At 64.6% G+C, this 22,811-nt stretch carries 20 protein-coding genes; 12 read left to right on the forward strand and 8 right to left on the reverse strand.

The window, feature by feature from the left end:
- Positions 1 to 5: 5 nt before the first annotated feature.
- Entirely contained in the window at positions 6 to 497 is a 492-nt protein-coding gene (locus B0G73_RS22295) for a Rap1a/Tai family immunity protein (RefSeq protein WP_106283434.1), read from the forward strand.
- Positions 498 to 512: 15 nt separating this feature from the next.
- On the opposite strand, the gene B0G73_RS22300 is transcribed toward B0G73_RS22295, so the two are convergent.
- Entirely contained in the window at positions 513 to 1,358 is an 846-nt protein-coding gene (locus B0G73_RS22300; RefSeq protein WP_106283435.1) for an aldo/keto reductase, read from the reverse strand.
- 191 nt (positions 1,359 to 1,549) lie between these two features.
- Here B0G73_RS22300 and B0G73_RS22305 point away from each other — a divergent pair, with 191 nt between their 5' ends.
- The gene (locus B0G73_RS22305) at positions 1,550 to 2,296 is read left to right on the forward strand and encodes a GntR family transcriptional regulator (protein ID WP_012434145.1); all 747 of its coding nucleotides are present in this window, start codon (positions 1,550 to 1,552) and stop codon (positions 2,294 to 2,296) included.
- Positions 2,297 to 2,378: 82 nt separating this feature from the next.
- Here the strand turns inward: B0G73_RS22305 and B0G73_RS22310 are convergent, their stop codons facing one another.
- Positions 2,379 to 3,770 carry a CoA transferase gene (locus tag B0G73_RS22310; RefSeq protein WP_106283436.1) on the reverse strand — a complete coding sequence of 464 codons (1,392 nt, stop codon included), beginning with the start codon at positions 3,768 to 3,770 and terminating at the stop codon, positions 2,379 to 2,381.
- Positions 3,771 to 3,905: 135 nt separating this feature from the next.
- Between B0G73_RS22310 and B0G73_RS22315 the strand changes: the two genes are divergently transcribed.
- Positions 3,906 to 5,147, forward strand: coding sequence for a citrate/2-methylcitrate synthase (locus tag B0G73_RS22315; RefSeq protein WP_106283437.1), 1,242 nt, complete (start codon positions 3,906 to 3,908; stop codon positions 5,145 to 5,147).
- A 37-nt stretch (positions 5,148 to 5,184) separates the two neighbouring features.
- Here the strand turns inward: B0G73_RS22315 and B0G73_RS22320 are convergent, their stop codons facing one another.
- Positions 5,185 to 5,490: a DUF2917 domain-containing protein gene (locus tag B0G73_RS22320; RefSeq protein WP_106283438.1), complete on the reverse strand. Its 306-nt coding sequence runs from the start codon at positions 5,488 to 5,490 to the stop codon at positions 5,185 to 5,187.
- A 197-nt stretch (positions 5,491 to 5,687) separates the two neighbouring features.
- On the opposite strand from B0G73_RS22320, the gene B0G73_RS22325 reads away from it, so the two are divergent.
- The 3 genes from B0G73_RS22325 to B0G73_RS22335 all read left to right on the forward strand — a co-directional run bounded on the left by B0G73_RS22325 (position 5,688) and on the right by B0G73_RS22335 (position 10,171).
- On the forward strand, positions 5,688 to 7,106 hold the full coding sequence (locus B0G73_RS22325) for a PLP-dependent aminotransferase family protein (protein WP_106283439.1): 1,419 nt from the start codon (positions 5,688 to 5,690) through the stop codon (positions 7,104 to 7,106).
- An 80-nt stretch (positions 7,107 to 7,186) separates the two neighbouring features.
- Complete coding sequence (gene mdtD, locus B0G73_RS22330; RefSeq protein ID WP_106283440.1) at positions 7,187 to 8,644, forward strand: multidrug transporter subunit MdtD; 1,458 nt, start codon at positions 7,187 to 7,189, stop codon at positions 8,642 to 8,644.
- Between the two features lie 252 nt (positions 8,645 to 8,896).
- Positions 8,897 to 10,171 (forward strand): EAL domain-containing protein, encoded by a 1,275-nt coding sequence (locus tag B0G73_RS22335; protein ID WP_106283461.1) that lies wholly within the window; start codon positions 8,897 to 8,899, stop codon positions 10,169 to 10,171.
- Here the strand turns inward: B0G73_RS22335 and B0G73_RS22340 are convergent.
- Complete coding sequence (locus B0G73_RS22340) at positions 10,127 to 11,113, reverse strand: sigma-70 family RNA polymerase sigma factor (RefSeq protein ID WP_106283441.1); 987 nt, start codon at positions 11,111 to 11,113, stop codon at positions 10,127 to 10,129. The genes B0G73_RS22335 and B0G73_RS22340 overlap by 45 nt on opposite strands.
- A 304-nt stretch (positions 11,114 to 11,417) precedes the next feature.
- On the opposite strand from B0G73_RS22340, the gene clpP reads away from it, so the two are divergent.
- Both clpP and B0G73_RS22350 read left to right on the forward strand, forming a co-directional pair.
- Complete coding sequence (gene clpP, locus B0G73_RS22345; RefSeq protein ID WP_106283442.1) at positions 11,418 to 12,065, forward strand: ATP-dependent Clp endopeptidase proteolytic subunit ClpP; 648 nt, start codon at positions 11,418 to 11,420, stop codon at positions 12,063 to 12,065.
- 244 nt (positions 12,066 to 12,309) lie between these two features.
- Complete coding sequence (locus B0G73_RS22350; RefSeq protein ID WP_106283443.1) at positions 12,310 to 13,767, forward strand: NYN domain-containing protein; 1,458 nt, start codon at positions 12,310 to 12,312, stop codon at positions 13,765 to 13,767.
- Positions 13,768 to 13,860: 93 nt separating this feature from the next.
- On the opposite strand, the gene B0G73_RS22355 is transcribed toward B0G73_RS22350, so the two are convergent.
- The 4 genes from B0G73_RS22355 to xseA form a co-directional block, all read right to left on the reverse strand.
- Positions 13,861 to 15,663 (reverse strand): pyrrolo-quinoline quinone, encoded by a 1,803-nt coding sequence (locus B0G73_RS22355; RefSeq protein ID WP_106283444.1) that lies wholly within the window; start codon positions 15,661 to 15,663, stop codon positions 13,861 to 13,863.
- A gap of 259 nt (positions 15,664 to 15,922) precedes the next feature.
- On the reverse strand, positions 15,923 to 16,498 hold the full coding sequence (locus B0G73_RS22360) for a YMGG-like glycine zipper-containing protein (RefSeq protein ID WP_106283445.1): 576 nt from the start codon (positions 16,496 to 16,498) through the stop codon (positions 15,923 to 15,925).
- A gap of 385 nt (positions 16,499 to 16,883) precedes the next feature.
- On the reverse strand, positions 16,884 to 17,462 hold the full coding sequence (gene sodB / locus B0G73_RS22365) for a superoxide dismutase [Fe] (protein WP_106283446.1): 579 nt from the start codon (positions 17,460 to 17,462) through the stop codon (positions 16,884 to 16,886).
- A gap of 218 nt (positions 17,463 to 17,680) precedes the next feature.
- Positions 17,681 to 19,060 carry an exodeoxyribonuclease VII large subunit gene (gene xseA, locus B0G73_RS22370; RefSeq protein ID WP_106283447.1) on the reverse strand — a complete coding sequence of 460 codons (1,380 nt, stop codon included), beginning with the start codon at positions 19,058 to 19,060 and terminating at the stop codon, positions 17,681 to 17,683.
- Positions 19,061 to 19,627: 567 nt separating this feature from the next.
- On the opposite strand from xseA, the gene lpxK reads away from it, so the two are divergent.
- The 4 genes from lpxK (at position 19,628) to adk (ending at position 22,651) form a co-directional block, all read left to right on the forward strand.
- The gene (gene lpxK, locus B0G73_RS22375) at positions 19,628 to 20,644 is read left to right on the forward strand and encodes a tetraacyldisaccharide 4'-kinase (RefSeq protein WP_106283448.1); all 1,017 of its coding nucleotides are present in this window, start codon (positions 19,628 to 19,630) and stop codon (positions 20,642 to 20,644) included.
- Positions 20,625 to 20,828: a Trm112 family protein gene (locus B0G73_RS22380; RefSeq protein WP_007180583.1), complete on the forward strand. Its 204-nt coding sequence runs from the start codon at positions 20,625 to 20,627 to the stop codon at positions 20,826 to 20,828. The genes lpxK and B0G73_RS22380 overlap by 20 nt, the downstream gene beginning before the upstream one ends.
- A 148-nt stretch (positions 20,829 to 20,976) precedes the next feature.
- The gene (kdsB, locus tag B0G73_RS22385; RefSeq protein ID WP_106283449.1) at positions 20,977 to 21,777 is read left to right on the forward strand and encodes a 3-deoxy-manno-octulosonate cytidylyltransferase; all 801 of its coding nucleotides are present in this window, start codon (positions 20,977 to 20,979) and stop codon (positions 21,775 to 21,777) included.
- Positions 21,778 to 21,985: 208 nt separating this feature from the next.
- Positions 21,986 to 22,651 carry an adenylate kinase gene (adk, locus tag B0G73_RS22390; RefSeq protein ID WP_106283450.1) on the forward strand — a complete coding sequence of 222 codons (666 nt, stop codon included), beginning with the start codon at positions 21,986 to 21,988 and terminating at the stop codon, positions 22,649 to 22,651.
- The last annotated feature ends 160 nt before the right edge of the window (positions 22,652 to 22,811 follow it).

Raw genomic sequence — 22,811 nt, forward strand, 5'->3', positions numbered from 1 at the left:
CAAACATGCAACGAAACGTCCCCCGCTCCGCGGCGCGCGTGGCCACCGGTCTGGTGATGGCTGCGGCGCTCGGCCTCGCATCGCTCGCTCATGCGCAAACGTCGGCGCAAACATCGACGCAAACGGCACAAGCGGCACAGCCGCTCTCGCCGACGCTGTCGCAAGCCGCCCCGCCGGTCGACCCCACCTTCTCCGCGTATTCGCTCGCGCAAACCTGTAAGCAGAAAACCGACAACGTCGCGCAAGGTCAATGCGTTGGCGCGATTCGCGGCATCATCCACGGCTATCAGTATGGGGTGCTGCTCCTCGGTCAGCGCAGCGCGTTGCCCGCCAATGAAACGCAGCGCGTGTCGCTGTGCCTGCGCAACGTGCAGGTGTCGTCGATCGTCGACGAATTCGTCGCGGACGCCGGCCAGGTCAACGAGGATTCGCTCAGGCACACGCCCGCGGAAGTCGCGGTGCTCGGCTCCGTCCACATGCACCACAGCTGCAACTGACAAGGCGCGTCGCGCTTACAGCATTTCGAGCGGCCGCTTGCCGCGCGGCGGTTTGAAGTGAGCGTCGATAGCGGCCAGTTCATCGGCGCCGAGTTGCAGTTGCAATGCGCCATAGTTGTCGCGCACGTGCTCGACGCGCGCCGCCTTCGGAATCGCCAACACGCCGGGCTGACGCAGCACCCACGCAAGCGCGACCTGAACCACCGAAATGCCGCGCGCGTCGGCGATATCGTCGAGCGGCGAGCGTTTCGGCAAGCGTGCGTGATCGACCGGGCTGTACGCCATGCTTGGCATCTTGCGGAAGGCGAGCCATGGCAGCAGATCGAACTCCGGCCCGCGGCGCGCCACGTTGTAGAGAATCTGATTGGTCGCGCAGGCATCGCCGCCCGGTGTGGCGACGAGTTCTTCCATGTCCTCGGTGTCGAAGTTGCTGACGCCCCAATGGCGGATCTTGCCCGCGCGGCGCAACGCCTCGAAGCCCTCGACCGTCTCCGCGAGCGGCACCGAGCCGCGCCAGTGCAGCAGATACAGATCGAGCTGATCGGTCTTCAGACGCTTGAGGCTCTGTTCGCAGGCCGCGATCACGCCGCGCCGGCTGGCGTTGTGCGGATACACCTTGCTGACCAGAAACACGTTGTCGCGCAATCCGGCCAGCGCTTCACCGAGTAGCAATTCAGTCGCACCGTCGCCGTACATTTCCGCCGTATCGATCAACGTCATGCCGAGTTCGATGCCGCAACGCAGCGCGTCGATCTCAGCGGCACGGCGCGCCGGCATCTCTCCCATCCCCCAAGTGCCTTGCCCCAGTTTCGGAACGCGTTCGCCGTCGGGCAGGCTTACGCTTGCGATGTCGCTCGTCATGCTGACTCCTCGAAGTGGCTCAGCGGTCGGCAATATCGCTGCGCAAGCGAATGCGCGGCGCGTGCCGTGAAAAATCATAGCGACGAGTTTAGCGGTTTAACGGGCATTCGATCGGACACCAGGCAAAAGCCCGCTATAACACAGCGCGCCGATGTCATAGAATTGCCGCTTGCCCTTCTTGCGTGAGCTCCATGACCTCTGCCTCGGAAGACCGCTGGCGCGACCTGCGCCCGGACCCGGAAAACGACACGCCGCTATATCTGCAACTGGCTCGCAAGCTCGGCGCCGCCATCCACGAGAACCGCTGGAACGCGGGCGAGGCGCTGCCTTCGGAGCGCGTGCTCTCCGAGGCGCTCGGCGTATCGCGCATCACCTCACGCAAGGCGATCGCCTTGCTGGTCGAGCAGGGTTTGATTCGACGCACTCAGGGCGCGGGCAGTTTCATCACACCACGCTACGAAGATCCGCTGTCGCGTCTGTCGAGCTTTAGCGAAATGTTGCGCCGACGCGGTTTCACGCCGAGTTCGAAGTGGTTGTCGCGCGAAATTTTGCCGGCCAACCGCGACGAGGTGATTCAGCTCGGCTTATCGCCGGCGGCGGCGGTGACCCGGTTGCGGCGCTTGCGAATGGCCGACGGCATCGTGATGGCCGTCGAGAATTCCACCTTCCCCGCCGCGGTGATTCCCGATCCCCAGGCGATTGGCGATTCGTTGTACACGTATCTGGAGAATCGTGGACTGACGATTGTCCGCGCGTTGCAGCATTTTCGCGCGGTGAACGCGAGCGAGGAAATCGCGCAGCAAATGAGCATCGCGCCGAACGAGGCGCTGTTGTTGATCACGCGCGTGGGCTACACCGCCGATCAGCGCGCGATCGAGTTGACCGATACGTACTGCCGTAACGATTACTACGACTTCGTGGCGGAGTTGAGGAAATAGATGGCCTTCTGCGCTGTGCGCGGGGCGTGCGTTGGTTGTGTGTCGGCACACGCCTCGCCGCAGGCCAGCTGACCTGAAGTCCTCACGTCCACGTAGCCTCATGGGCGCCTATTCGGGCCGGCGGCAGCGCGAAGTAAGCAGGCGTCTTGTCCAAAGCCTCAGCCGGCTGCACGGCTAGCACGCGCCCGAACTCCGACTCCACTGTCGCAAGGCAATCGCGCACGTCGTCGAGCGTGACGTCGGGCGCTTGCCAGCCATCGGCAATCTGCCCGAACGATTGCAGCCACCGGCCCGTTTGCGCGAGCGAGACGCGCACATGCCAGCTTCCACCTTCGGTAGCCCGCCGCGCCAATGCGACCATCGCGCCAAATGCCGCGAGATAACCGGTCGCATGATCCAGCGCCTGACACGGCAAATGCTTCGGCTCGTTCCACCCCGCCGCCTGCCGCTCGGTGAAGGCGATTCCGCTTGCCGACTGCACCAGACTATCGAACCCACGCCGTTGCGCCCACGGCCCTTCGTGCCCATACGCCGACACCGAAACGTAGACGATCCCTGGCCGCACACGCGCCAGTTCCTCCGGACCGAAACCGCGTGCGGCCAGCGCTCCCGGGCGATATGCCTGCAGGAATACATCGGCGTCGGCGACCAGGCCGCGCAACATCTCACGCCCCGCCGCGTCGCGCAGATCGGCGAGAGCCGACCGCTTGCCACGTCCGTTGTCGATCACCAGCGGCGCGATGTTCGGCAGATGCGGTCCGTTGATCATCAATACGTCGGCGCCATGCTGCGCGAGCGCCCGCCCGGCCACCGGCCCGGCAATGATGCGCGACAGATCCAGCACGCGTACTCCCGCCAGCGGCCGCTCCGCGCCGCGCTCGCGCGGCGGCTCGGCCGGCGCGTCGCCGATACGCTCGATTTCGAAGAGCGGCAAGCCCGCGATGGCTTTCGCCTGATCGAGCGCGGCCCACTCGTCGGGCGTGCGAATCAACGCCGCGCAGAGGCCGGCGTCAGCGAGCGTCTGGTCGAGCGTCGCGCCGTCCCAGTTGCGAATCGCGGCGGCCACGGCAACAGGATCGTTCTCGCAACCGAGTATCTGCAATACGCCCCGCAGGTGATGCGCGAAATTCGTATGGAGTTGAATCCAGCGCCCGTCGCGTGTCTCATAGAAACCCATCACCGGATCGCGCAAGGCGGGCGGCGGCCCGTCGTCGACACGCAGATAGCGCTCGCTGCGAAACGACGCCAGCGCGCGCCGCATCTCCACCGTCACGTGCTGCCTGTGCCCCGTGCGCAGGCGCTGATAGTCGGCTGCCGCAAGACCGGTCGCGGCGATGCTCGCCGAGGCCAGGCTGCCGACCCGGTAGATCGACGGCAAGCCTGGATCAGCGCCGGTCAGCGTCACGGAACGCAGCGCGGTTGGGTCGCATCCGGCGAGGGTCCAGATGTGTTTGAGAGCGAGTTCAGGTGTCATGTCGTCCTTGGCGAAGCAGGAGGAGGTGAACCGAGTCTAGAATTTCGCCCCGCCGCAATCAATCTTGATTATGATAATCAATATATATTGATTTCTTCGGTTTGCGCTTCTTTCCATGCCGACTCATGCCGACCCATGCCAACCTCTAACGCCATGACCGCTGCTGAAGCCGCCGCTGCGCTCGGCATCAGCTTGCCCACGCTGTACGCTTATGTGAGCCGGGGCATGCTGAGCTCGTCGCCGGATGCGCAGGGCAAGCATCGTCTCTACGACGCGGGCGAAGTGCGGCGCCTCGCGCGCCGCAAGGAAGACGGCAAGCGCGCGGGCAAGGTCGCGCAGAAGGTGCTGGACTGGGGCGTGCCTGTGCTCGAATCGTCCATCACGCTGGTCGCCGACGGACGCCTGCTATATCGCGGGCACGATGCGATGGAACTGGCGCAAAGCGCATCGCTCGAGGACGTCGCGGCGCTGCTGTGGGAATGCAGCACACGGCGCATTACCGACGCGCCGGCCGTGCCGTTCGCCAACGCTCAATGGGCCGCGTGGCTCAAGCTGTGGGGCGACAGTACGCCGCTCGATCGCGCGCTCGTGCTGCTGCCGGCCGCAGCGGCGCAAATGCCGCGCGTGTGGGCACTCGGCCGCGATGCGCAACTCGATACAGCCTGCGCCGTCATGCGGCTGCTGGCTGCCGCGATGATCTCGGCGGCGCCGTCGAACGAGCCGCTGCATCGGCAACTGGCTTTAGCGTGGCATGTGCGTAACCGCCAGCAGGCCGGCTTGCTGCGCGCGGCGCTGGTGGCCTGCGCGGACCATGAGTTGAATGCGTCCACCTTCACGGTGCGCTGCATCACGTCGACGGGCACGCATCTGTTCGGCGCGGTGGCGGGAGGTCTCGCGGCGTTGTCGGGCCCGCGGCATGGCGGCGAAACAGTGCGCATCGCCGCGCTGCTCGAAGAAGCCTCGCGCGCGCCCGATCTCGACCGCTATCTGGCGAACCGCCTCGCGCGCGTCGAACATGGCGCGCACGGGCCGGTGCTGTCGGGCTTCGGTCATCCGCTGTATCCGGACGGCGACCCGCGGGCGCGGCTGTTGTTCGCCATGCTCGCCGACTGCGCGCCGGCGCGTTCACCGTTGCCTGAAGTGCTTCGATTGGCGCGCACGGTGCGCGATACGACCGGCGCGGAGCCGACCGTGGACTTCGCGCTTGCCGCCATCGAGCGAGTGCTGGGGTTGCCGGCGGGCGCCGCGTTTACGCTGTTCGCGGTCGGCCGGGTGGTCGGCTGGATTGCGCACGCCATGGAACAGACGCGCGACGGCCGCCTGATCCGGCCGCGCGCGCGTTACATCGGGGAATATGAAGCTGCCGGGCCGAACTGAGACGCTACAGACCCGGCTGGATAAGCCTGGCGATTCGTCAGGCCGCGCCGAGCCAGCGCGGCAGCCAGTTCAACACTGGCGAGCCTGAAATCGGCTTCGTTGCGGTGCGCTCGGAGCCGCTCGCCAGCGCAAAGCGCGCGCCGGCCTGACCCGCGCTGATCCACGCCACTGCGCGGCGCGGCAGTTCGATCGACTGGCCGGTCGCGAGCCAGTGATCCTCGCTGTCGCCCTCGATGGTCAGCCAGATCTCGCCCGAGATGACCTTGAAGATCGACGGACGCGCGACACGCCAGGCCGTCGCGGGCTCGTCATGTTCCAATTCGAAAATCCGGACTTCACGCATCGCTCTCTCCTTCAAAGAACTTTTCTGTTGTACCGATTATTGACGTGCGATGATCGGAGACCCATGCACAGTTCCGAACACTTCTATCGGAACTGTTCAGTTGAAAAACCGGACAGTTGGCGCGCGCAGCCGGTTTGGTGGCGCAGAGTTCAGCCGCATCAGTCGGCGGTTCGGCGGTTCGGCGAAGGAAGATTCTCATGAAGCTTGAAATCCAACTCGATCGGGACAATGGCGTACCGCTGACCGAACAGATCGTCACTGGCGTCACGGCGTGGATTCGCTCGCGCATCGCCCACCCCGGCTCGAAGCTGCCGTCGATTCGCCAGTTTTCCGCCGACTACGGCGTGAGCCGCTTTCCGGTGATCGAGGCTTATGACCGGCTGGTGTCGCTCGGCTACGTCGACTCGCGCCACGGCTCCGGTTTCTATGTCGCCGATCGCCAGCCGGCAAGCACGCAGTGCCAAGGCTCCTCGGATCCCCGCCGCGCCGAGGACGAGTCGGACCATCTTTTGCAGCAATTCAACCATCCGGGCGAAACGCTCAAGCTCGGCAGCGGCTTTGTCCCCGAAGCGTGGCGCGACGCGGACAGCATCGCGCAGGCAATCCGCCACGTCTCGCGGACCGATCTCGCGAGCATGGTCGATTACGCCACCCCGCTCGGCAACCTGACGTTGCGCGAGCATCTGCAAAGCCGCATCGGCCAGTTGGGGATTCAGGCGGACACCTCGCAGATTCTCATCACGAACGGCGCAAGCCAGGCGCTCGATCTGCTGATGCGCTACATGCTGAAGGCAGGCGACACGATCTTTGTCGAAGACCCCGGTTACTACAACCTGCACGGTCTGCTGAAGCTGCACGGCGTCAAACTGGTCGGCATTCCGCGCACACGCAATGGTCCCGATCTGGACGTGATGCAGGAGCAGTTGAAGTCGCATCGGCCCAAGCTGCTGTTCGTCAACACCGTGTTCCACAATCCGACGGGCACCAACGTGGCGCCGCCGGTGGCCTTCCGGCTGCTGCAGCTGGCGCGCGAGCATGGCTTCTCGATCATCGAAGACGACATCTACGCCGATTTTCAGACCGACATCACCGATCGCCTCGCCACGCTCGACCAGCTCGAACACGTGGTCTATGTGGGCGGACTGTCGAAGACGTTGTCGTCGTCGCTGCGGATTGGCTGTGTGGTCGCGAGCCACGCGATCATCAAGGATCTGGTCGACATCAAGATGCTGACGAGCATCGGCGGCTCGCGTTTTGCCGAAGCGGTCGCCGTGGCGATGCTGGAGCGCGGCGCGTATCGCAAGTATCTGGAGCGCCTGCGCCGGCGCATGCGCGACGCGCTCGGCTCGACCATTCAGACGCTCGAAGACGCGGGCTGGGAAATTTTCGACAAGCCCGCGGGCGGGAAATTCGTGTGGGCTCGCGTGCCGCATGTCGGCAATGCGGAACGGCTGGTGGAATGCGGCGTGCCGCTGGGGGTGACCGTCGTGCCGGGCAATCACTTCCGGCCGAATATGGAAATGAGTCCGTGGACCAGGATTCACATCGCATTCGGTAACGATCCGCGTGCGCAGGCATTCTTTCGCGCGGCGGCGGCGTTGCCGGCGTCGGACTGAGCGCTGAACGAGCGCCGGCCCGCGCTTTTCCCTAGAATAGCGAGTCCCACAGCCCGTCCCTGCGCGCCCAGCCGCCCTCCATGTTCACGCCGACTCCGCCCGCCGCCGCATCCAGTACGTCGAGTACACCTTCGCCCCGCTCGCTCACCGTGATGCTGTGGGTCGTTGCCACCGGCTTCTTCATGCAGACGCTCGACTCGACCATCGTCAACACCGCGCTCCCCGCGATGGCGACGAGCCTCGGCGAGTTGCCGTTGCGCATGCAATCAGTGGTGATCGCCTATTCGCTGACGATGGCCGTCATGATCCCGGTGTCCGGCTGGCTCGCCGACAAGCTCGGCACGCGCCGCGTCTTCTTCAGCGCGATCCTCGTGTTCGCGATCGCCTCGTTGCTGTGCGCGAACGCGCGCACGCTGAATCAACTGGTGGCCTTCCGGATCATGCAGGGCGTTGGCGGTGCCATGCTGCTGCCGGTGGGACGGCTCGCCGTGCTGCGCACCTTTCCAGCCGAACGCTATTTGCCGGCGCTCTCGTTCGTGGCGATTCCGGGTCTCATCGGGCCGCTGATCGGCCCCACACTCGGCGGCTGGCTCGTGAAGATCGCCTCATGGCACTGGATCTTTCTGATCAACGTGCCGGTCGGGATCGTCGGTTGCATTGCCACGTTCATCTTCATGCCGGATAGCCGCAACGAACACGTCGGCAAGTTCGACATGAAAGGCTATCTGCTGCTGGTCGTCGGCATGGTGGCGATCTCGTTCGCGCTCGACGGCCGTACCGAGTTCGGCATTCAGCACGCCACGGTGCTGGTGCTGCTGATCCTGAGCCTCGCCTGCTTCGTCGCCTACGGCTTGCACGCCGTGCGCGAGCCCTCGCCGATTTTCTCGCTCGACCTCTTCAAGATCCATACCTTCAGCGTCGGCCTGCTCGGCAATCTGTTCGCGCGGATCGGCAGCGGCGCGATGCCCTATCTGATTCCTCTGCTATTGCAGGTGAGTCTCGGCTATAGCGCCTTCGAAGCCGGCATGCTGATGCTGCCGGTAGCGGCGGCGGGCATGGCGTCCAAACGCCTCGTGACGAGCCTGATCATCAAGCACAGCTATCGGCGCGTACTGATCGTCAACACGGTGCTGGTCGGCCTGACCATGGCGAGCTTCGCGCTCACCACCGCGAACCAGCCGCTGTGGCTGCGCCTCGTGCAGCTGGCGTTCTTCGGCGCCGTCAACTCGATCCAGTTCACCGCGATGAACACGCTGACGCTCAAGGACCTGGGCACCGGTGGCGCGAGCAGCGGCAACAGCCTGTTTTCGCTGGTCCAGATGCTGTCGATGAGTCTCGGCGTGACCGTGGCCGGCGCCCTGCTCGCCACCTTCACCGGTCTGCTGCCGCGCGTGACGGCCGCCAACTCGCTGCCCGCGTTTCACGCGACGTTCCTGTGTGTCGGGATCATCACGGCAGGCTCGTCGTGGATCTTCGCGCAACTGTCGCCGGACATCCGCACGCCCGCGAAAAAGACCGACCCGTCCGAGCGAACCTGATGCGCAGCGACCCTGGCCGCCGGCCCGCCGCCGACCCGCAACGGGGCGCGGGCCGCACCAGCAAAGTGCGAATCGCCATCGCCGCGCCCCTGCTGGCGCACAAACGTCTTATCTGTGGGGGACAATCCGGCATGCGTGCTGTGTTTCCGCACGCGCATAGTTCTTGCTCTTCTATCCTGTAAACTCACATTTTGCGCGTGCGAACCAGTGCCTAGCATGCAGGCGCGCAGCCAACTCCACACGACTGACATGATGAGCATGATCGACCTCGATCCTCCCGGCTTCCAGCCTCCCCGCCCAATGGCCGGCGACGAAGGCTCCCGGCGCACCGTTCTGTACGGCGGCTACACCGTGTTCAGCGTGTTCCAGCCGGTTTTCTCCGTGTCGCACCGGCGCGCGATCGGCTATCACGCTTCGCTGCGCGCTCACGACGAACACGCGCTGCAAGTGCCGTCCCACGATGTTTTCACGCAAGCCGCGCGACGCGGCGATCTGCTCGAACTCGGGCGGCTCGCCGAGTCGCTGCACCTGGGCAACTTCAACGCGTTCGACAGCCACGACGAATGGCTCTTCCTGAGCCTGCACCCTGCAGCGCTGATGGACACGAGTTACGGCGACGCGCTGCTCGCGGGCCTCAAGGCGCTCGGCCTGCCGCCGCAGCGCGTAGTGCTTGAAGTGTCCGAACAGGCAGGCGGTGAAACGACGCGCTTCGCCGAGATCGTCGATGCGCTGCGTAAATCCGGCTTCCTGATCGCGCTCGACGGCTTCGGCGCGAAACATTCGAACATTGACCGCGTGTGGAATCTGCGGCCGGATATCGTTACGCTCGACCGCTGCATTCTCGCGCAAGCCAGCGAACATTCGCACATTGAGCGCGTGCTGCCCGGCCTCGTCTCGCTGCTGCACGAATCCGGCCAACTGGTGCTGATGGGCGGCCTGAGCACCGAACGCGATGCGCTGATCGCCCTGGAATGCAACGTGGACTTCGTGCAAGGCGCGTTCTTCGCGGGCCCGAGCGTCGAACCGGTCAAACCGCAAGCGGCGGCCGGCTTGATGGACTCGCTTTCCGCGGCGCTGCGCGCGCGGGTCACCGCGCGTGAACACGCACAATCGGCGCGGCTCGCACCGTATGTCACGGCGCTCGAAACGGCAGCCGCGCAACTGGTGGCCGGCGAGTCGGTAGCACAAGCCACCGCGCCGCTTCTAATGCTCGGCGAGACGGCGCGTTGCTTCGTGCTCGACGGGTCGGGCCGGCAGATCGGCGACAACGTGCTCCCGCCGGGGCGCGCCTCGCAACGCGCCAAGCGTTTCCGCCCGCTGCTGCATTCGGAAGGCGCTAGTTGGGAACGCCGGCCATACTTTATCCAGGCGATGCGTACGCCCGGCCAGGTGCATCTCACGCCGCCTTATCTGTCCATTAACGAAGCGCATCTGTGCGTGACCGCCTCGATCGCCGCGCACACACCGACGGGCACACAGGTGCTATGCGTGGACATCAACTGGGAAGTCGCGGCCCACCGCAACTGAGCTCATAGCGCGCTGCTGGATCCGCGCAAGCAGTTGCCTGACCGCCGCGCGGCCCAGCATGCTGTTGGTGGCCTGCAGACGCGCCGCGCTCGTCACCACGCGCATGGAGACGATCTTCGTTGAGCCATCTCCCAGGCTGTTCGCGGACACGTCGAGCACCCCGACGACGTCGCCCTCGAAAAGCAGCGCAATACACAATGTGCCCGCCACCGACACTGTCTCCGCGTTGCTCGCGTGCTCGACCAGCGACGTGACCGTGTCCATCCACCCTGCCGCCGCCGGTTCGCACGTGTTCACCGCTGCGCACACCGGCGCGTCGCTGACCACTTGAGGCGCGTCAGTGAAGAGTTGCAATAGACTGGCCCGATCTTGGGCCTCCAGCGCCGTGCGCAAGCGCTCCACGATCCGTGCATGCGCTGCGGGATCCGGCGGCTCGATCGGCGCGCCCGCGCGCTGCACGCGCGCCTTGGCCCGATGGACGATCTGGCGGCACGTTGCCGGCGTTCGTTCGAGTATGGCGGCGATTTCCGCGTAGTCACAATCGAAGGCTTCGTGCAGCACGAACGCGGCCCGTTCGTCGGGTTTCAGGCGCTCGAGCAGCAACATCACGCCGTAGGACATCTCTGCCGCGCGCAAGGCCAGTTCTTCTGCCGATGGCGCCACCTCGTCGAGCCACAACTCCGGCAACCAGCCGGCGGCTTGGGACGCGCGTTCGCGCTGCACGCGCCGCAGCCTGTCGATCGCCACACGCGTGGTGATTGTGGTGAGCCATGCGGCGGGTACCTGCACCTCCTGCGTGTCCGCGAGGTGCCATTTCAACGCCACGTCCTGCACCACGTCTTCCGCTTCCGCGCGGCTGCCGAGCATGCGGTACGCCAGCGCAAGCAGGCGGGCTCGCGCGGCCTCGAAACTGGATGCCTTGTCGATTCCTTGTTCCGTCATATGCAGACCTCCAGATCGTGCGTGGTGAAAAGCGCGCGGCGCCCTGCCTGCGAAGTGAACCGGGCGCGCGCCGACATCCTGACTCATTTTGTCTTGACGTCTGGGCATCCAACGATGTGACAGCCTCGCAAAAAAATATTTCTTTCTGTCACGTCGCGCTGCGTCGCATCGTCATAGGGACAACAACCCGCGCAATGAATGCGCAGGTTCCGGATCGGCGGAGGCAGAGCCTGGAGGCTTTGTGCCATGAAGCCATGCGCTCCGCATACCCCGCGGTCACCCACGCCGCATACACGAGGTCAATATGCATTCCAGCTACCCAACCATTACCGGCCTCGGCCTCGTGCCCACGGTGATCGAGCAGTCCGGCCGCGGCGAGCGCGCCTACGACATCTATTCGCGTTTGCTGCGCGAGCGCATCGTGTTTCTGGTCGGGCCCGTGAACGAGCAATCGGCCAGTCTGATTGTCGCGCAGCTGCTGTTTCTGGAGTCCGAGAACCCTGACAAGGATATTTCTTTTTACATTAATTCGCCGGGCGGTTCGGTGTACGACGGCCTCGCGATCTACGACACCATGCAGTTCATCAAACCGGAGGTATCGACCTTGTGCACCGGCTTCGCCGCTAGCATGGGCACCTTTCTGCTGACCGCCGGCCAACGCGGCAAGCGGTATGCGCTGCCCAACGCGCGCATCATGATTCACCAGCCGTCGGGCGGCAGCCAGGGCACGGCGGCAGACGTCGAAATTCAGGCCAAGGAAGTGCTCTATTTGCGCGAGCGGCTGAATGCCATGATGGCGGAGCGCACCGGGCGCAGCATCGAGGAAATCGCCCGCGACACCGACCGCGACAACTTCATGTCAGCACAGTCCGCGAAGACGTACGGTCTCGTCGACGAGGTGCTGGAAGCACGCGCTGCGCTGAATGTCGCGTCGTATCACGGGGATAGGTGACGAAGTGGCCCGCACGGTCGATTCGCCGCTATCCAACGCCATCGAGCTGTGACCGGGGAACCGTTCAGACACAACGTCGACTGGCCTGCAAAAACCTTGGAGAACGTCACAAGAACCGCGCGTCGTCGCGAGTTGGTGCCGTGCGCGTCGGTGCGCCCGCAACACAAAAGCTGATCACCTCCGCTGGAATCGCTATCATGGTCGCGATTCGTCGAATTCGACAATCGCTTCAAGGGAGAAAACCATGGCGTCATCCAACGAAACCGTCAGCATGGCGCTATTCTGCGACTTCGAAAACGTCGCGCTCGGCGTGCGCGACGCGAAGTACGACAAGTTCGATATCAAGCTGGTGCTCGAACGTCTGCTGCTCAAGGGCAGCATTGTCGTGAAGAAAGCGTATTGCGACTGGGATCGCTACAAGAGTTTCAAAGGTGCGATGCACGAGGCCAATTTCGAATTGATCGAGATTCCCCACGTGCGCCAATCGGGCAAGAATTCCGCCGACATCCGGCTCGTGGTCGACGCGCTCGACCTCTGCTACACGAAATCGCACGTCAATACGTTCGTGATCATCAGCGGCGACTCGGATTTTTCGCCGCTGGTGTCGAAGCTGCGTGAGAACGCGAAGCAGGTGATCGGCGTCGGCGTGCAGCAATCCACCTCCGATCTACTGGTCGCGAACTGCGACGAGTTCTTCTTCTACGACGACCTCGTGCGCGAGAGTCAGCGCACGGTCGCCAAGCGCGAGTCGCCACGCCCGCAACAAGCCGCCCAGCCGGCGGCCAAACGCGCGCCCGACGAGGAAAAGACCCGCAACAAGGAAGACCTCGAAAAACGCCGCACCAAGGCGGTCGAGATCGCGGTGCAAACGTTCGACGCACTCGCCTCCGAACGCGGCGACAGCGGCAAGATCTGGGCGTCGGTGCTGAAGAACGCGATCAAGCGCCGCAAGCCGGATTTCAACGAGACGTACTACGGCTTTCGCGCTTTCGGCAATCTGCTTGAAGAAGCGCATGCGCGCGGGCTGCTCGAGTTCGGCCGTGACGAGAAGTCGGGTGCCTATGTGTATCGGAGCACGGCTGCGAATGTGGCCAGCGACAACACGGGCGAACCTGCTGAAATCGTTGAGTCGGCGGAACAATTGTATGAGGCGCAGGTCGCCGAAACGGTGATCGCCGAGTCCGGCGGCAAACACGAGTCGCGCCGTCGCGGGCGAGGTAATCGCAAAGCAGGACGCGGCCAACATGAGGCTGTTCAAGAAGAGCGCCCGGCCGTCGAACAGGGCGTCAGCAGTCGGCCCCGACCGGACGATGTGCTCGCGCAAACGCCGGAAAATGCCGAGTTCATTTTTGAGCCGCAGGAAACGCCTTGGGCAGAGCCGGAAGCGCCATGGGCGGCGCGGGAAACCGTGACGGCCGAAGAACCGGACAGCTCTGGGAGCCCGGCGGACGAGCGTGATACGAGCGCCAAGCAGCCCAAGCGTCGCAATGAACGCGCGCCACGCAAGACCGCTGCGAAGAAAGCGAAGAAGACCGCGCCGCGAAGCATTGACGACATTCCGGAAATCGCCGCGCCTGCTGAAGCGCCGGCAGCGACTGCCACAGCGGAAGAAGCGCCCGCGCCGGCAAAAAAGGCCGCGCGCAAAACCGCGGCGCGCAGTCGTCGTCCGCGTAAGACGGCCGCGACGAGCGACGCGGAGTGAGGGTGATTCATTCGGCGTGACGTGTAGCGGTGCCGAGGCGGGTGCCGCTACCCAGGCTCAGCGGAAACAACAAGCCTTCGCGCTCCTTTCCGCTCACAACAAGCCGAACACTGCCACGCCGTTAGTCGCGCCGACATATACCTTGCCGCGCGCGATCATCGGCGTGATGAATTTGTTGCCCGCGCCCCATTGATCGCGCGTGCCGGCCTGGTTGCTGTTGTACAACTCGACAGCAAGATTGCCCGCGTTATAGGCATGCAAAGCGCCGGTCGTGCCGTTTTCCGCCGCCCAGACTATCCCATTGCTCGCGCCGTTCGCCGATACGGCTGGCGTCGCCCCCGGATAGGGGAACGTGGTCGGGCTCCTCGATGCGGCCGTCGTCGCGAGAAACGCCCCCGAGACCGGCAATGCTTTCAGGTTGTCGTTCAGGCCGCCGTAATAGACCACGCCATTGTAGTAAGCGGGCGATCCCCAGATGCCACCGGCCAGCGTACCGATCAGCTCCTGCCAGATATTGTTCGACGTCGGGTTGAATTTGCCCATTGAATCGCGATCGACGACGTAGATGTGGTTGTCCTTGCCGGCCGCCACCGCCAGATGCTTGACGACGCCGCTTGCCGTGGTCTGATCCGGCAGGACCATCGCGCCACCCGAGCCGAAATCGTTGTCGGTGGCCGCTTGCGTGACGACATCCGACATCGCGAAATAGTCGGTGACCTGCAGAGTGCCCAACGAGAGCTTCATCATCGAGTCGCCGAAGTCGCCGTCGACCGGAAAACCCGCCGCGTTCAGCGTGGTGCCGAACGTGCCGTTGCCGTCCACGACGTAGAGCGACGTGCCGTCCGACGCCATGCCCGAGCCGGCCATCCAGATCGAGCCCTGACTGCCGTTCGGCGTGATGTTGAGCACGCTGGTCTGTTTCAGCGTGCCGGCGCTATACACCATCATCCAGCCGGTGTACGAACCCCCCATGCAGTGCGCGGTCCACCCCATGTAGATGTTGCCGCCGACCAGCGTGAGTGCGGCGCGCTCCGTATGCAGCGACGGGTTGAAGGTAATCACACCGTTGACGCTGCCCGCGCCGTTGCCCGGATAAGTCGCCGCGATTTCCGTCGGGCCGCCGAGCACTTCGGCGCCGGTGGCCAGATCGAGCGCGTGCAGCCTGTGATGGTAGCCGCCGCCGCTGTCCTTCGTCATGGCCACGGCATACAGCACGCCATTCGTGCCGCGACTGCGGTCGATGACCGGCGTCGACGTAATGCCGATCTCGGGGGTGATGTCCGGGCATCCGTGGTCGTCGCTGGGCGTTTCACCGCTGCCGATCAACGAGACCTTCCACAGTTGCGCGAAAGAGGCGGCGTCGTACGCGTAGACGCTATCGTGTTCGGTGACCACGTACACCACGTCGTGCGCCGTGCCGCCGATCGACAGACTGGTGACGAAGAGCGGCTGCCCGTCGACCTTGCCGTCCGCGGCAAGAAACGCGACTTTGCCGAAGCTCGCCGAATTGACGTTCGCCGGCGTGAGGGTGGTCTCGGCGAGCATCTGACCAGTGCGGCCGATATCGTTGTGATGCATGAGGACGTCGGTGGCGTAGGCCGTCACCGCTGACGGCGTGCTGCCGGTGCCGGTTGTTCCAGTGCCGGTGCCGTTGGTCGAGCCGGTGCCCGAACCTGTACCGCTGCTGCCTGTGCTACCCGAACCTGAATCCGAGCCGCCCGATGTGCCGCTTCCGCTTCCGCTCGCCGACCCGGAGCCCACCCCGGACGTGCCGCCAGAACCACCGCCGCCACACGACGCGAAACAGGAGGCGACGGCGATCAGCGCCACTATCGTGCCCCGACGGGTCCACGCGCCCAGCCCGGAGGCCTCAACGCCAGCTTGCGAGATTCGCATGATCGCCTCGTCTCCTGAACGGCGCGACGGTCGGCTGCGCACAACGACGGGTGCGCGCCGTGACTCAGTCGCGAGCCGCAAGAGAAGAGTCCGCCACGCGCGGCTCCCGCTCGCTGAATACCTTCATCGCACTTACGGCTGATTAACCGTACGCCGTTTGCAAAGGCGTTTATCGCCATCGTGTCGCCTCTCTCCGCCATCCGAGGCAATACATGAGGGCGACGCGATTCAGCGGATGAGTGTGCCCCGCGGAATTCGATCAGTAGTACGGATAGGGGGAATACATTACCGGCGGCGGCCCGTAGTAACGCGGCGGCGGCGCAACATATACCGGTTGCGGCGCGTACACAGGCTGCGGCACGTAGACCGGCACTTGCGGTTGCGAAATCGTATTGCCCTTGGACGTCATGCACTGCGCGTATGCCGCGTCGTACTGCGCCTGAAGGCTACCGCCGGCATACTGCGCGCCGTTCGCGCCGGCGGCGCCGCCGACCAGCAAGCCGCTGCCCGCGCCAATCGCCGCACCCGCGCCGGCATTGCCCGCCGCCGCGCCGATGAGCGCACCGACAGCGGCACCGCCGAGCGTGCCAATAGCCGCGCTGTTGACGCTGTTCGTGGTCGCGGCCTGCGAGGCGCCGGTCGCGTTGGTCGAGCGATACGCGTAGTCGCGACAGGTGTAGTCGTCCTGCTGGAACTGATCGAGCGGCTCGCCGCTGCGCGGCAGCGCGACGATGGAAGGACCACTCGGCGGCGCCACCGCGCAACCGCCGAGGAGCGCGAGCGCGACCGCTGCCACAGGCAGTGCGACGCGTATCGATTTAGGACTTGAGATCATGGTGGCGCACGTTTCTTCATAGGGAAACCATACGTTAGGCCAATTTACGCGTGCTTTGTTTACGAGATAGTTACCGTATTTTTTCCGCCGCCATCCGGACGCGGCGTCGGCAGGCTGAATGCCAATTGGAAGGTCTGGCGCCGTTACGAACTGTGACAAGATTCAGGCGGCGTGTCGTGTGAAAAGCAATCCTATGCATCTCTGGCGGAGGCCGAGACAGGACGCTTCGACGCACCTGTGCGCGCCAGCAAGCCAGACCAGGCCAGAAAAAAAGAAAGCCCTCGCATGCGAGGGCTTTCTTCCAGCAACTTCCAGGGAGCCTGACGCTCGACGCCGTGACCGGATCATCCCGCCAGCAGCGCTGCCTTCAAACTCACCGGCAAACTCACGCGAAGTTCTTCGACGCGAATGCCCAGTTGACGATGTTCCAATACGCTTCGACGAACTTCGGACGCGCATTGCGATAGTCGATGTAGTAGGCGTGTTCCCACACGTCGATTGTCAGCAGTGCCTTGGCGTCCGTGGTCAGCGGCGTTGCGGCGTTGCTCGTCGAGACCAGGTCGAGCGAGCCGTCGGCCTTCTTCACGAGCCATGCCCAGCCCGAGCCGAACGTGCCGACTGCGGTCTTGGCGAATTCTTCCTTGAACTTGTCGAACGAACCCCACTTGGCGTTGATCGCGTCGGCGAGCGCGCCGGTCGGCGCACCGCCACCTTGCGGCGACAGGCTGTTCCAGAAGAAGGTGTGATTCCACACTTGAGCTGCGTTGTTGAACACGCCGCCCGATGCCTTCTTGACGATTTCTTCAAGCGACAGGTTCTCGAACTCCGTGCCCTTGATCAGATTGTTCAGGTTGGTGACATAGGTCTGGTGATGCTTGCCGTAGTGATATTCGAGCGTCTCTTCCGACATGTGCGGAACGAGTGCGTTTTTCGCGAACGGCAGCGGCGGGAGCGTATGTTCCATGATCTTTCCTTCTGTCTGTATCTGTTGTGGGGGAGTCTGCGGATAACGCTTTTGAGCACTCGATTGTAGGCGAGTTGGAATAACCCCGCAAACCAACGGACTTTATGCCCGGCATCGGCGAACATGCCGCATTCACAGCGCAATTAGTGCTGGCGCACACCGTGTGCCCAAGGCTCGAGACGGTCAAAAGTACGGCTGCGGATGCCGTCGGCGAAGTGTCAGAAACCGTCGGTCAGGCGTGGTTGCACATCGGCCAGCGCGATGTCCGCGGCGCCTTCCGCGAGATGCACCGTGAGACGCCGCCCCGGCTTCAGCGACGACGGCGCGCGCACCGCTCGCCCGCTCTGCGCATCGAGCACGGCAGCGTATCCACGCTCAAGCGTACGCTGCGGACTCAGCACTTCGAGACGCGCGGCGAGCGTGTCGATGCGTGCGGTCTGACGTTCATGCTGGCGTAACAAAGCCGCGTCCAGACGTTGCGAAAGATTGCCGAGTTTTGCCTGATGCCCGGCGAGATCGGGACGCCAGCGCTGCCAGCGCATCTGCAGCAGCGAAAACCGCGCTCGTGCGTCACGCACCGGACGCGCGCCCGCCGACGCGAGCCGCACGCTCAATTGCTGCAAATGCGTGCGTTGCCGCGCGAGCCGCTCGGCGGGCGACACCAGCCGGCGCGCGAGCCAGTCGAGTTGCTGGGCACGCCGCTCCATCATGCGGCCGAAGCCGCGCGCGAGCGTCGCGTGACGATGATCGAGTTCGCGCAAGAGCAGCACGCGCTGCGGACTGACGAGTTCGGCGGCGCCGGTCGGCGTCGGTGCGCGTACGTCCGCGGCGAAGTCGGCGATGGTGAAATCGGTTTCGTGGCCCACGCCGCTCACCACGGGAATCGCGCTTTCCGCGATCGCGCGCGCCAGCACTTCCTCGTTGAACGCCCACAAGTCTTCGATCGAGCCGCCGCCGCGGCACACGATTAGCACGTCGACCTCGCGCCGTGCGTTGGCGGCGTCGACCATTGCCGCCAGCTTGCTACTCACGCCGACGCCCTGCACCGGCGCCGGATAGACGATCACCGGAATGTGCGGCGCGCGCCGCGACAGCGTGGTCAGGACGTCGCGCAACGCCGCGGCCTGCAACGACGTGACGATCCCAATCGAACGCGGATGCGACGGCAGCGCGCGTTTGCGTTCAGCGGCAAAAAGACCTTCAGCTTCGAGTTGCGCTTTCAGCCGGAGGAACGCTTCGTAGAGACGCCCCTGGCCGGTGCGCCGCACCGCTTCCACGTTCAACTGCAGTTCGCCGCGCGGCTCGTACATCGTCACCAGCGCGCGCACTTCGATGCGGTCGCCCTCGCGCGGCGTGAATTCGGCGTATTGCGCCCGCCCTCGAAACATCACGCAGCGCATCTGCGCCTGCGCGTCCTTGATCGAGAAATACCAATGACCGCTCGCGGCGCGCGTGAAGTTCGACACTTCGCCGGCAACCCAGACGAGAGGAAACGAACGTTCCAGCATCGTGCCGATCGCACGATTGAGTGCAGAAACGGGAACGACGACTTCGCCGCCGGGCGTCGCCGACGAGGAAAAAGGGCTTTCGGGATTCATGCGAGGAATAAGTGTGGCTGGCCGGACAGACGATAGACCGACCGGCCATCCGCGTCCAGCGCGGCGCTCGAATTGTTAAAAGTGTCCACATGGCGGGACCGGCTAGACAGATCCCGCCAGATCGCCCGCCCGGCCGCATGAATTGTAGGCATGTCGTTGATTTATATGGCGTTTACATCTCATTAAAGAGAATGACTGCCGATACCGGGCGCACGGAACGGCCCTTTGCGCCCGTGGGACGGCAGGTTCTCCACAAAGTTATCCACAGGCTGCGGGCCGCGCTGGAAGCGCTACCTCGTCGCGCGGCGCGCGGCGCGCGACTTGCCGGGCGGGACGCCGGCGCGCTAGAGTGGCGGGCTCGACGGCATGCCGAACGCGCCGGGGCGTCCAGCATTGCGGCACACTGCGCACGCCGGCCGCCATGCCACGCAGATTCATTTTTCACCTCACTTTCATAGTCCGGAGAACCGCGTTGATGCTTGCCCCGCGTATTGCGCCTAGCTCCTTCACGCCGCCATCCGGCTACCTTTGTCCGAGCGGCGCGCCGGTTGTTTGCGCGACGTGCCCATGAGCGGCGTCAGCGACCGTCTCGAGGCACGCCTTGCGCGCGAATGGCAGCAGCGCGGGCCGCTTGCCTGGGCGCTGTCGCCGCTTGCCTGTGTGTTCGGCGCAATTGCCGCCGCGCGCCGCGCCGCCTTTTCGTTCGGCTGGTTGAAATCGGTGCGCATCGGGGTGCCCGTGGTGGTGGTCGGTAATGTGACCGTCGGCGGCACCGGCAAGACGCCGACCGTGATCGCGCTGGTCGAAGCGTTACGCGCCGCGGGCTTCAAACCCGGCGTGGTGTCGCGCGGCTACGGCGCGCGCGTGAAATCGCCGACGCGGGTCACGCCGACCTCGGCGGCAAGCGTCGGCGGCGACGAACCGCTTCTGATTGCGCGCCGTACCGGCGCGCCAGTGTGGGTCTGTCCGGATCGCGTGGCGGCTGCGCAGGCGCTGTGCGCCGCGCACCGCGAAGTCGACGTGATCGTGAGCGACGACGGCTTGCAGCACTACCGGCTCGAACGCGACGCCGAACTGGTCGTGTTCGATCACCGGCTCGGCGGCAACGGTTTCCTGCTGCCGGCCGGACCGCTGCGCGAGCCGCTGTCGCGACGCCGCGACGCCACGCTCATCAACGATCCGTACGCGCGCACGCTGCCGGCGTGGCCGAATACCTTCGCGCTGCAACTCGCGCCCGCCGACGCATGGCATCTGGACAATCCCGCGTTGCGCCGTCCGCTCGCGCAATTCAGCGGCGATCGCGTGCTGGCCGCGGCCGGCATCGGCGCGCCGGAGCGTTTTTTCGCGACGTTGCGCGCCGCCGGCCTCACGCCCGCCACGCGCGCCTTGCCTGATCATTACGCGTTCGAGCGCAATCCTTTTACCGACGTGGACGCCGACGCCATCCTGATAACGGAAAAGGATGCGGTAAAATTGGGGTCCTGGCACGACGCGCGCATCTGGGTTGTCCCGGTCGAAGCCGCGCTCGATCATCGCCTCATTGCACTAGTTGTGGAGAAAGTTCGTGGACGCTCGCCTGCTTGAAATTCTCGTTTGCCCGATCTGCAAGGGCCCGCTCAGCTACGATCGCGCCGCGCAGGAGCTGATCTGCAACGCGGACAAGCTGGCCTATCCGATTCGCGACGGCATTCCCGTCATGCTGGTCGACGAAGCGCGGCAGACGGTGGAAGGCACACCGGTGGATCTGAATCCGGGCTCCGTGGCCTGAGCCTCGCTGCCCTCGCACGCGGCGGCAGTGTTAAGGCGTGCCCCGTGCCGCGATCTGCTTTCGTCGTTTTGCCTGTCCACAGCCGCGCTGCATGCGTGGTCGCTTTCTTCCGGCTTTATCACCGCCCGTCTTTGCGCTTGCCTCGCTGATGACCCACGCCAACACCGCCACTCCCCCGTTCATCGCCGTCGTGCCGGCTCGACTTGCCTCGACGCGTCTGCCCAACAAGCCGCTCGCGGACCTCGGCGGCAAGCCGATGGTGGTGCGGGTCGCCGAACGCGCGCGCGAATCGGGCGCGCAGCAGGTGCTGATCGCCTCGGACGCGCAAGCGGTGCTCGACGCCGCCCGCGAGCACGGCTTCGAAGCGGTACTCACGCGCGCGGACCATCCGTCCGGCACGGACCGTCTCGCGGAAGTCGCGGCGCAATTCGGCTGGAGCGACGACACGATCGTCGTCAACGTGCAGGGCGACGAACCGCTGATCGATCCGGCGCTCGTGTGCGGCGTTGCGTCGCACCTTGCAGCGAACCACGACTGCGCGATCGCCACCGCCGCGCACCCGATCACCGACCCCGCGGAAATTTTCAATCCGAACGTCGTCAAGGTCGTGCTCGACGCGCGCGGCGTCGCGCTGTATTTCTCACGCGCGCCGATTCCCTGGGCACGCGACGCCTACCAGCCGCACTGGCCGAACGTCGCGTCAATGCCCGCGCCGCCCGCGCCCGCGGTGGTTCATCGGCATATCGGGCTGTACGCCTATCGCGCGCAATTCCTGCGCACGTACCCCAGCCTTGCGATTTCGCCGATCGAACAGGTCGAAGCGCTCGAACAACTGCGCGCGATGTGGCATGGCGAACGGGTCGCGGTGCTTGTCACGCACGACGTGCCGCTGCCCGGCGTCGACACACCCGCCGATCTCGCGCGCGTGCAGGCCTTATTCGGGTCTTGAGCGTAAAAACCCATGGCATAATCGGACGGTTGTGCGCGCCTCCCGCTACACGCGAGAGTCAGGGTTTGCCCGGTCGCGCCGTTACCGTCTTGCAGCGCCGTCGTCGACGTGCAGCGCGAGACCAAACGGCAGCCGATGCGGGTCCTTCGACTTTTCGTGGGATGTCCGCAGCGCCACCCAAGAATTCACATAGATCTGGAGATATCACATGCGTTTGATCCTTTTGGGTGCACCCGGCGCGGGCAAGGGCACTCAGGCAAACTTCATCAAGGAAAAATTCGGCATTCCGCAGATTTCCACCGGCGACATGCTGCGCGCGGCCGTCAAGGCCGGCACGCCGCTCGGCCTCGAAGCGAAGCGCTTCATGGATGCCGGCGAACTGGTCACGGACGAACTGATCATCAATCTGGTGAAAGAGCGTCTGCAGCAGCCGGACTGTGCGAACGGCTATCTGTTCGACGGTTTTCCGCGCACCATTCCGCAAGCTGAAGCCATGAAGCAGGCCGGCGTTCCGATCGACTACGTGCTGGAGATCGACGTGCCGTTCGACGAGATCATCGTGCGCATGAGCGGCCGCCGCTCGCACGCGGCGTCCGGCCGTACGTATCACGTCAAGTTCAATCCGCCGAAGGTGGAAGGCGTGGACGACGTGACCGGCGAACCGCTGATCCAGCGCGACGACGACAAGGAAGAAACCGTCAAGAAGCGTCTGGAAGTGTACGAGGCGCAAACCAAGCCGCTGATCGAGTACTACAACAGCTGGGCGAAGAACGGCGATTCGTCGACTCCGTTGGCCGCGCCGCAGTATCGGCGCATTTCGGGCCTCGGCAGCGTCGACGAAATTCGTGAGCGTGCGTTCGAGGCGTTGAAGTAAGCTCGTTTCCGTTTGTGTTCGCTTCAGGAAAGACCCGCCCTTGCCGGCGGGTTTTTTTATGCACCTGTATCGACCGGAGACATGGGTAACAGGTGTGCGGAGACATGGGTAACACATGATCCGCTCATTCCTGCTGGTTCAGGTTGATGGTTCCGAAACG

The organism is Paraburkholderia sp. BL25I1N1 (assembly GCF_003002025.1).
GTDB lineage: Bacteria > Pseudomonadota > Gammaproteobacteria > Burkholderiales > Burkholderiaceae > Paraburkholderia.

Excerpts from the sequence above, each read along its gene's own strand:
- B0G73_RS22350 (WP_106283443.1), top strand. The coding sequence starts at position 12,310 with ATGGCGTCATCCAACGAAACCGTCAGCATGGCGCTATTCTGCGACTTC.
- adk (WP_106283450.1), top strand. The coding sequence starts at position 21,986 with ATGCGTTTGATCCTTTTGGGTGCACCCGGCGCGGGCAAGGGCACTCAG.
- B0G73_RS22300 (WP_106283435.1), bottom strand. The coding sequence starts at position 1,358 with ATGACGAGCGACATCGCAAGCGTAAGCCTGCCCGACGGCGAACGCGTT.
- B0G73_RS22305 (WP_012434145.1), top strand. The coding sequence starts at position 1,550 with ATGACCTCTGCCTCGGAAGACCGCTGGCGCGACCTGCGCCCGGACCCG.
- clpP (WP_106283442.1), top strand. The coding sequence starts at position 11,418 with ATGCATTCCAGCTACCCAACCATTACCGGCCTCGGCCTCGTGCCCACG.
- sodB (WP_106283446.1), bottom strand. The coding sequence starts at position 17,462 with ATGGAACATACGCTCCCGCCGCTGCCGTTCGCGAAAAACGCACTCGTT.
- B0G73_RS22325 (WP_106283439.1), top strand. The coding sequence starts at position 5,688 with ATGAAGCTTGAAATCCAACTCGATCGGGACAATGGCGTACCGCTGACC.
- kdsB (WP_106283449.1), top strand. The coding sequence starts at position 20,977 with ATGACCCACGCCAACACCGCCACTCCCCCGTTCATCGCCGTCGTGCCG.
- B0G73_RS22320 (WP_106283438.1), bottom strand. The coding sequence starts at position 5,490 with ATGCGTGAAGTCCGGATTTTCGAATTGGAACATGACGAGCCCGCGACG.
- B0G73_RS22340 (WP_106283441.1), bottom strand. The coding sequence starts at position 11,113 with ATGACGGAACAAGGAATCGACAAGGCATCCAGTTTCGAGGCCGCGCGA.
- B0G73_RS22295 (WP_106283434.1), top strand. The coding sequence starts at position 6 with ATGCAACGAAACGTCCCCCGCTCCGCGGCGCGCGTGGCCACCGGTCTG.
- B0G73_RS22310 (WP_106283436.1), bottom strand. The coding sequence starts at position 3,770 with ATGACACCTGAACTCGCTCTCAAACACATCTGGACCCTCGCCGGATGC.
- xseA (WP_106283447.1), bottom strand. The coding sequence starts at position 19,060 with ATGAATCCCGAAAGCCCTTTTTCCTCGTCGGCGACGCCCGGCGGCGAA.
- B0G73_RS22335 (WP_106283461.1), top strand. The coding sequence starts at position 8,897 with ATGAGCATGATCGACCTCGATCCTCCCGGCTTCCAGCCTCCCCGCCCA.
- B0G73_RS22355 (WP_106283444.1), bottom strand. The coding sequence starts at position 15,663 with ATGCGAATCTCGCAAGCTGGCGTTGAGGCCTCCGGGCTGGGCGCGTGG.
- B0G73_RS22360 (WP_106283445.1), bottom strand. The coding sequence starts at position 16,498 with ATGATCTCAAGTCCTAAATCGATACGCGTCGCACTGCCTGTGGCAGCG.
- B0G73_RS22315 (WP_106283437.1), top strand. The coding sequence starts at position 3,906 with ATGCCAACCTCTAACGCCATGACCGCTGCTGAAGCCGCCGCTGCGCTC.
- mdtD (WP_106283440.1), top strand. The coding sequence starts at position 7,187 with ATGTTCACGCCGACTCCGCCCGCCGCCGCATCCAGTACGTCGAGTACA.
- lpxK (WP_106283448.1), top strand. The coding sequence starts at position 19,628 with ATGAGCGGCGTCAGCGACCGTCTCGAGGCACGCCTTGCGCGCGAATGG.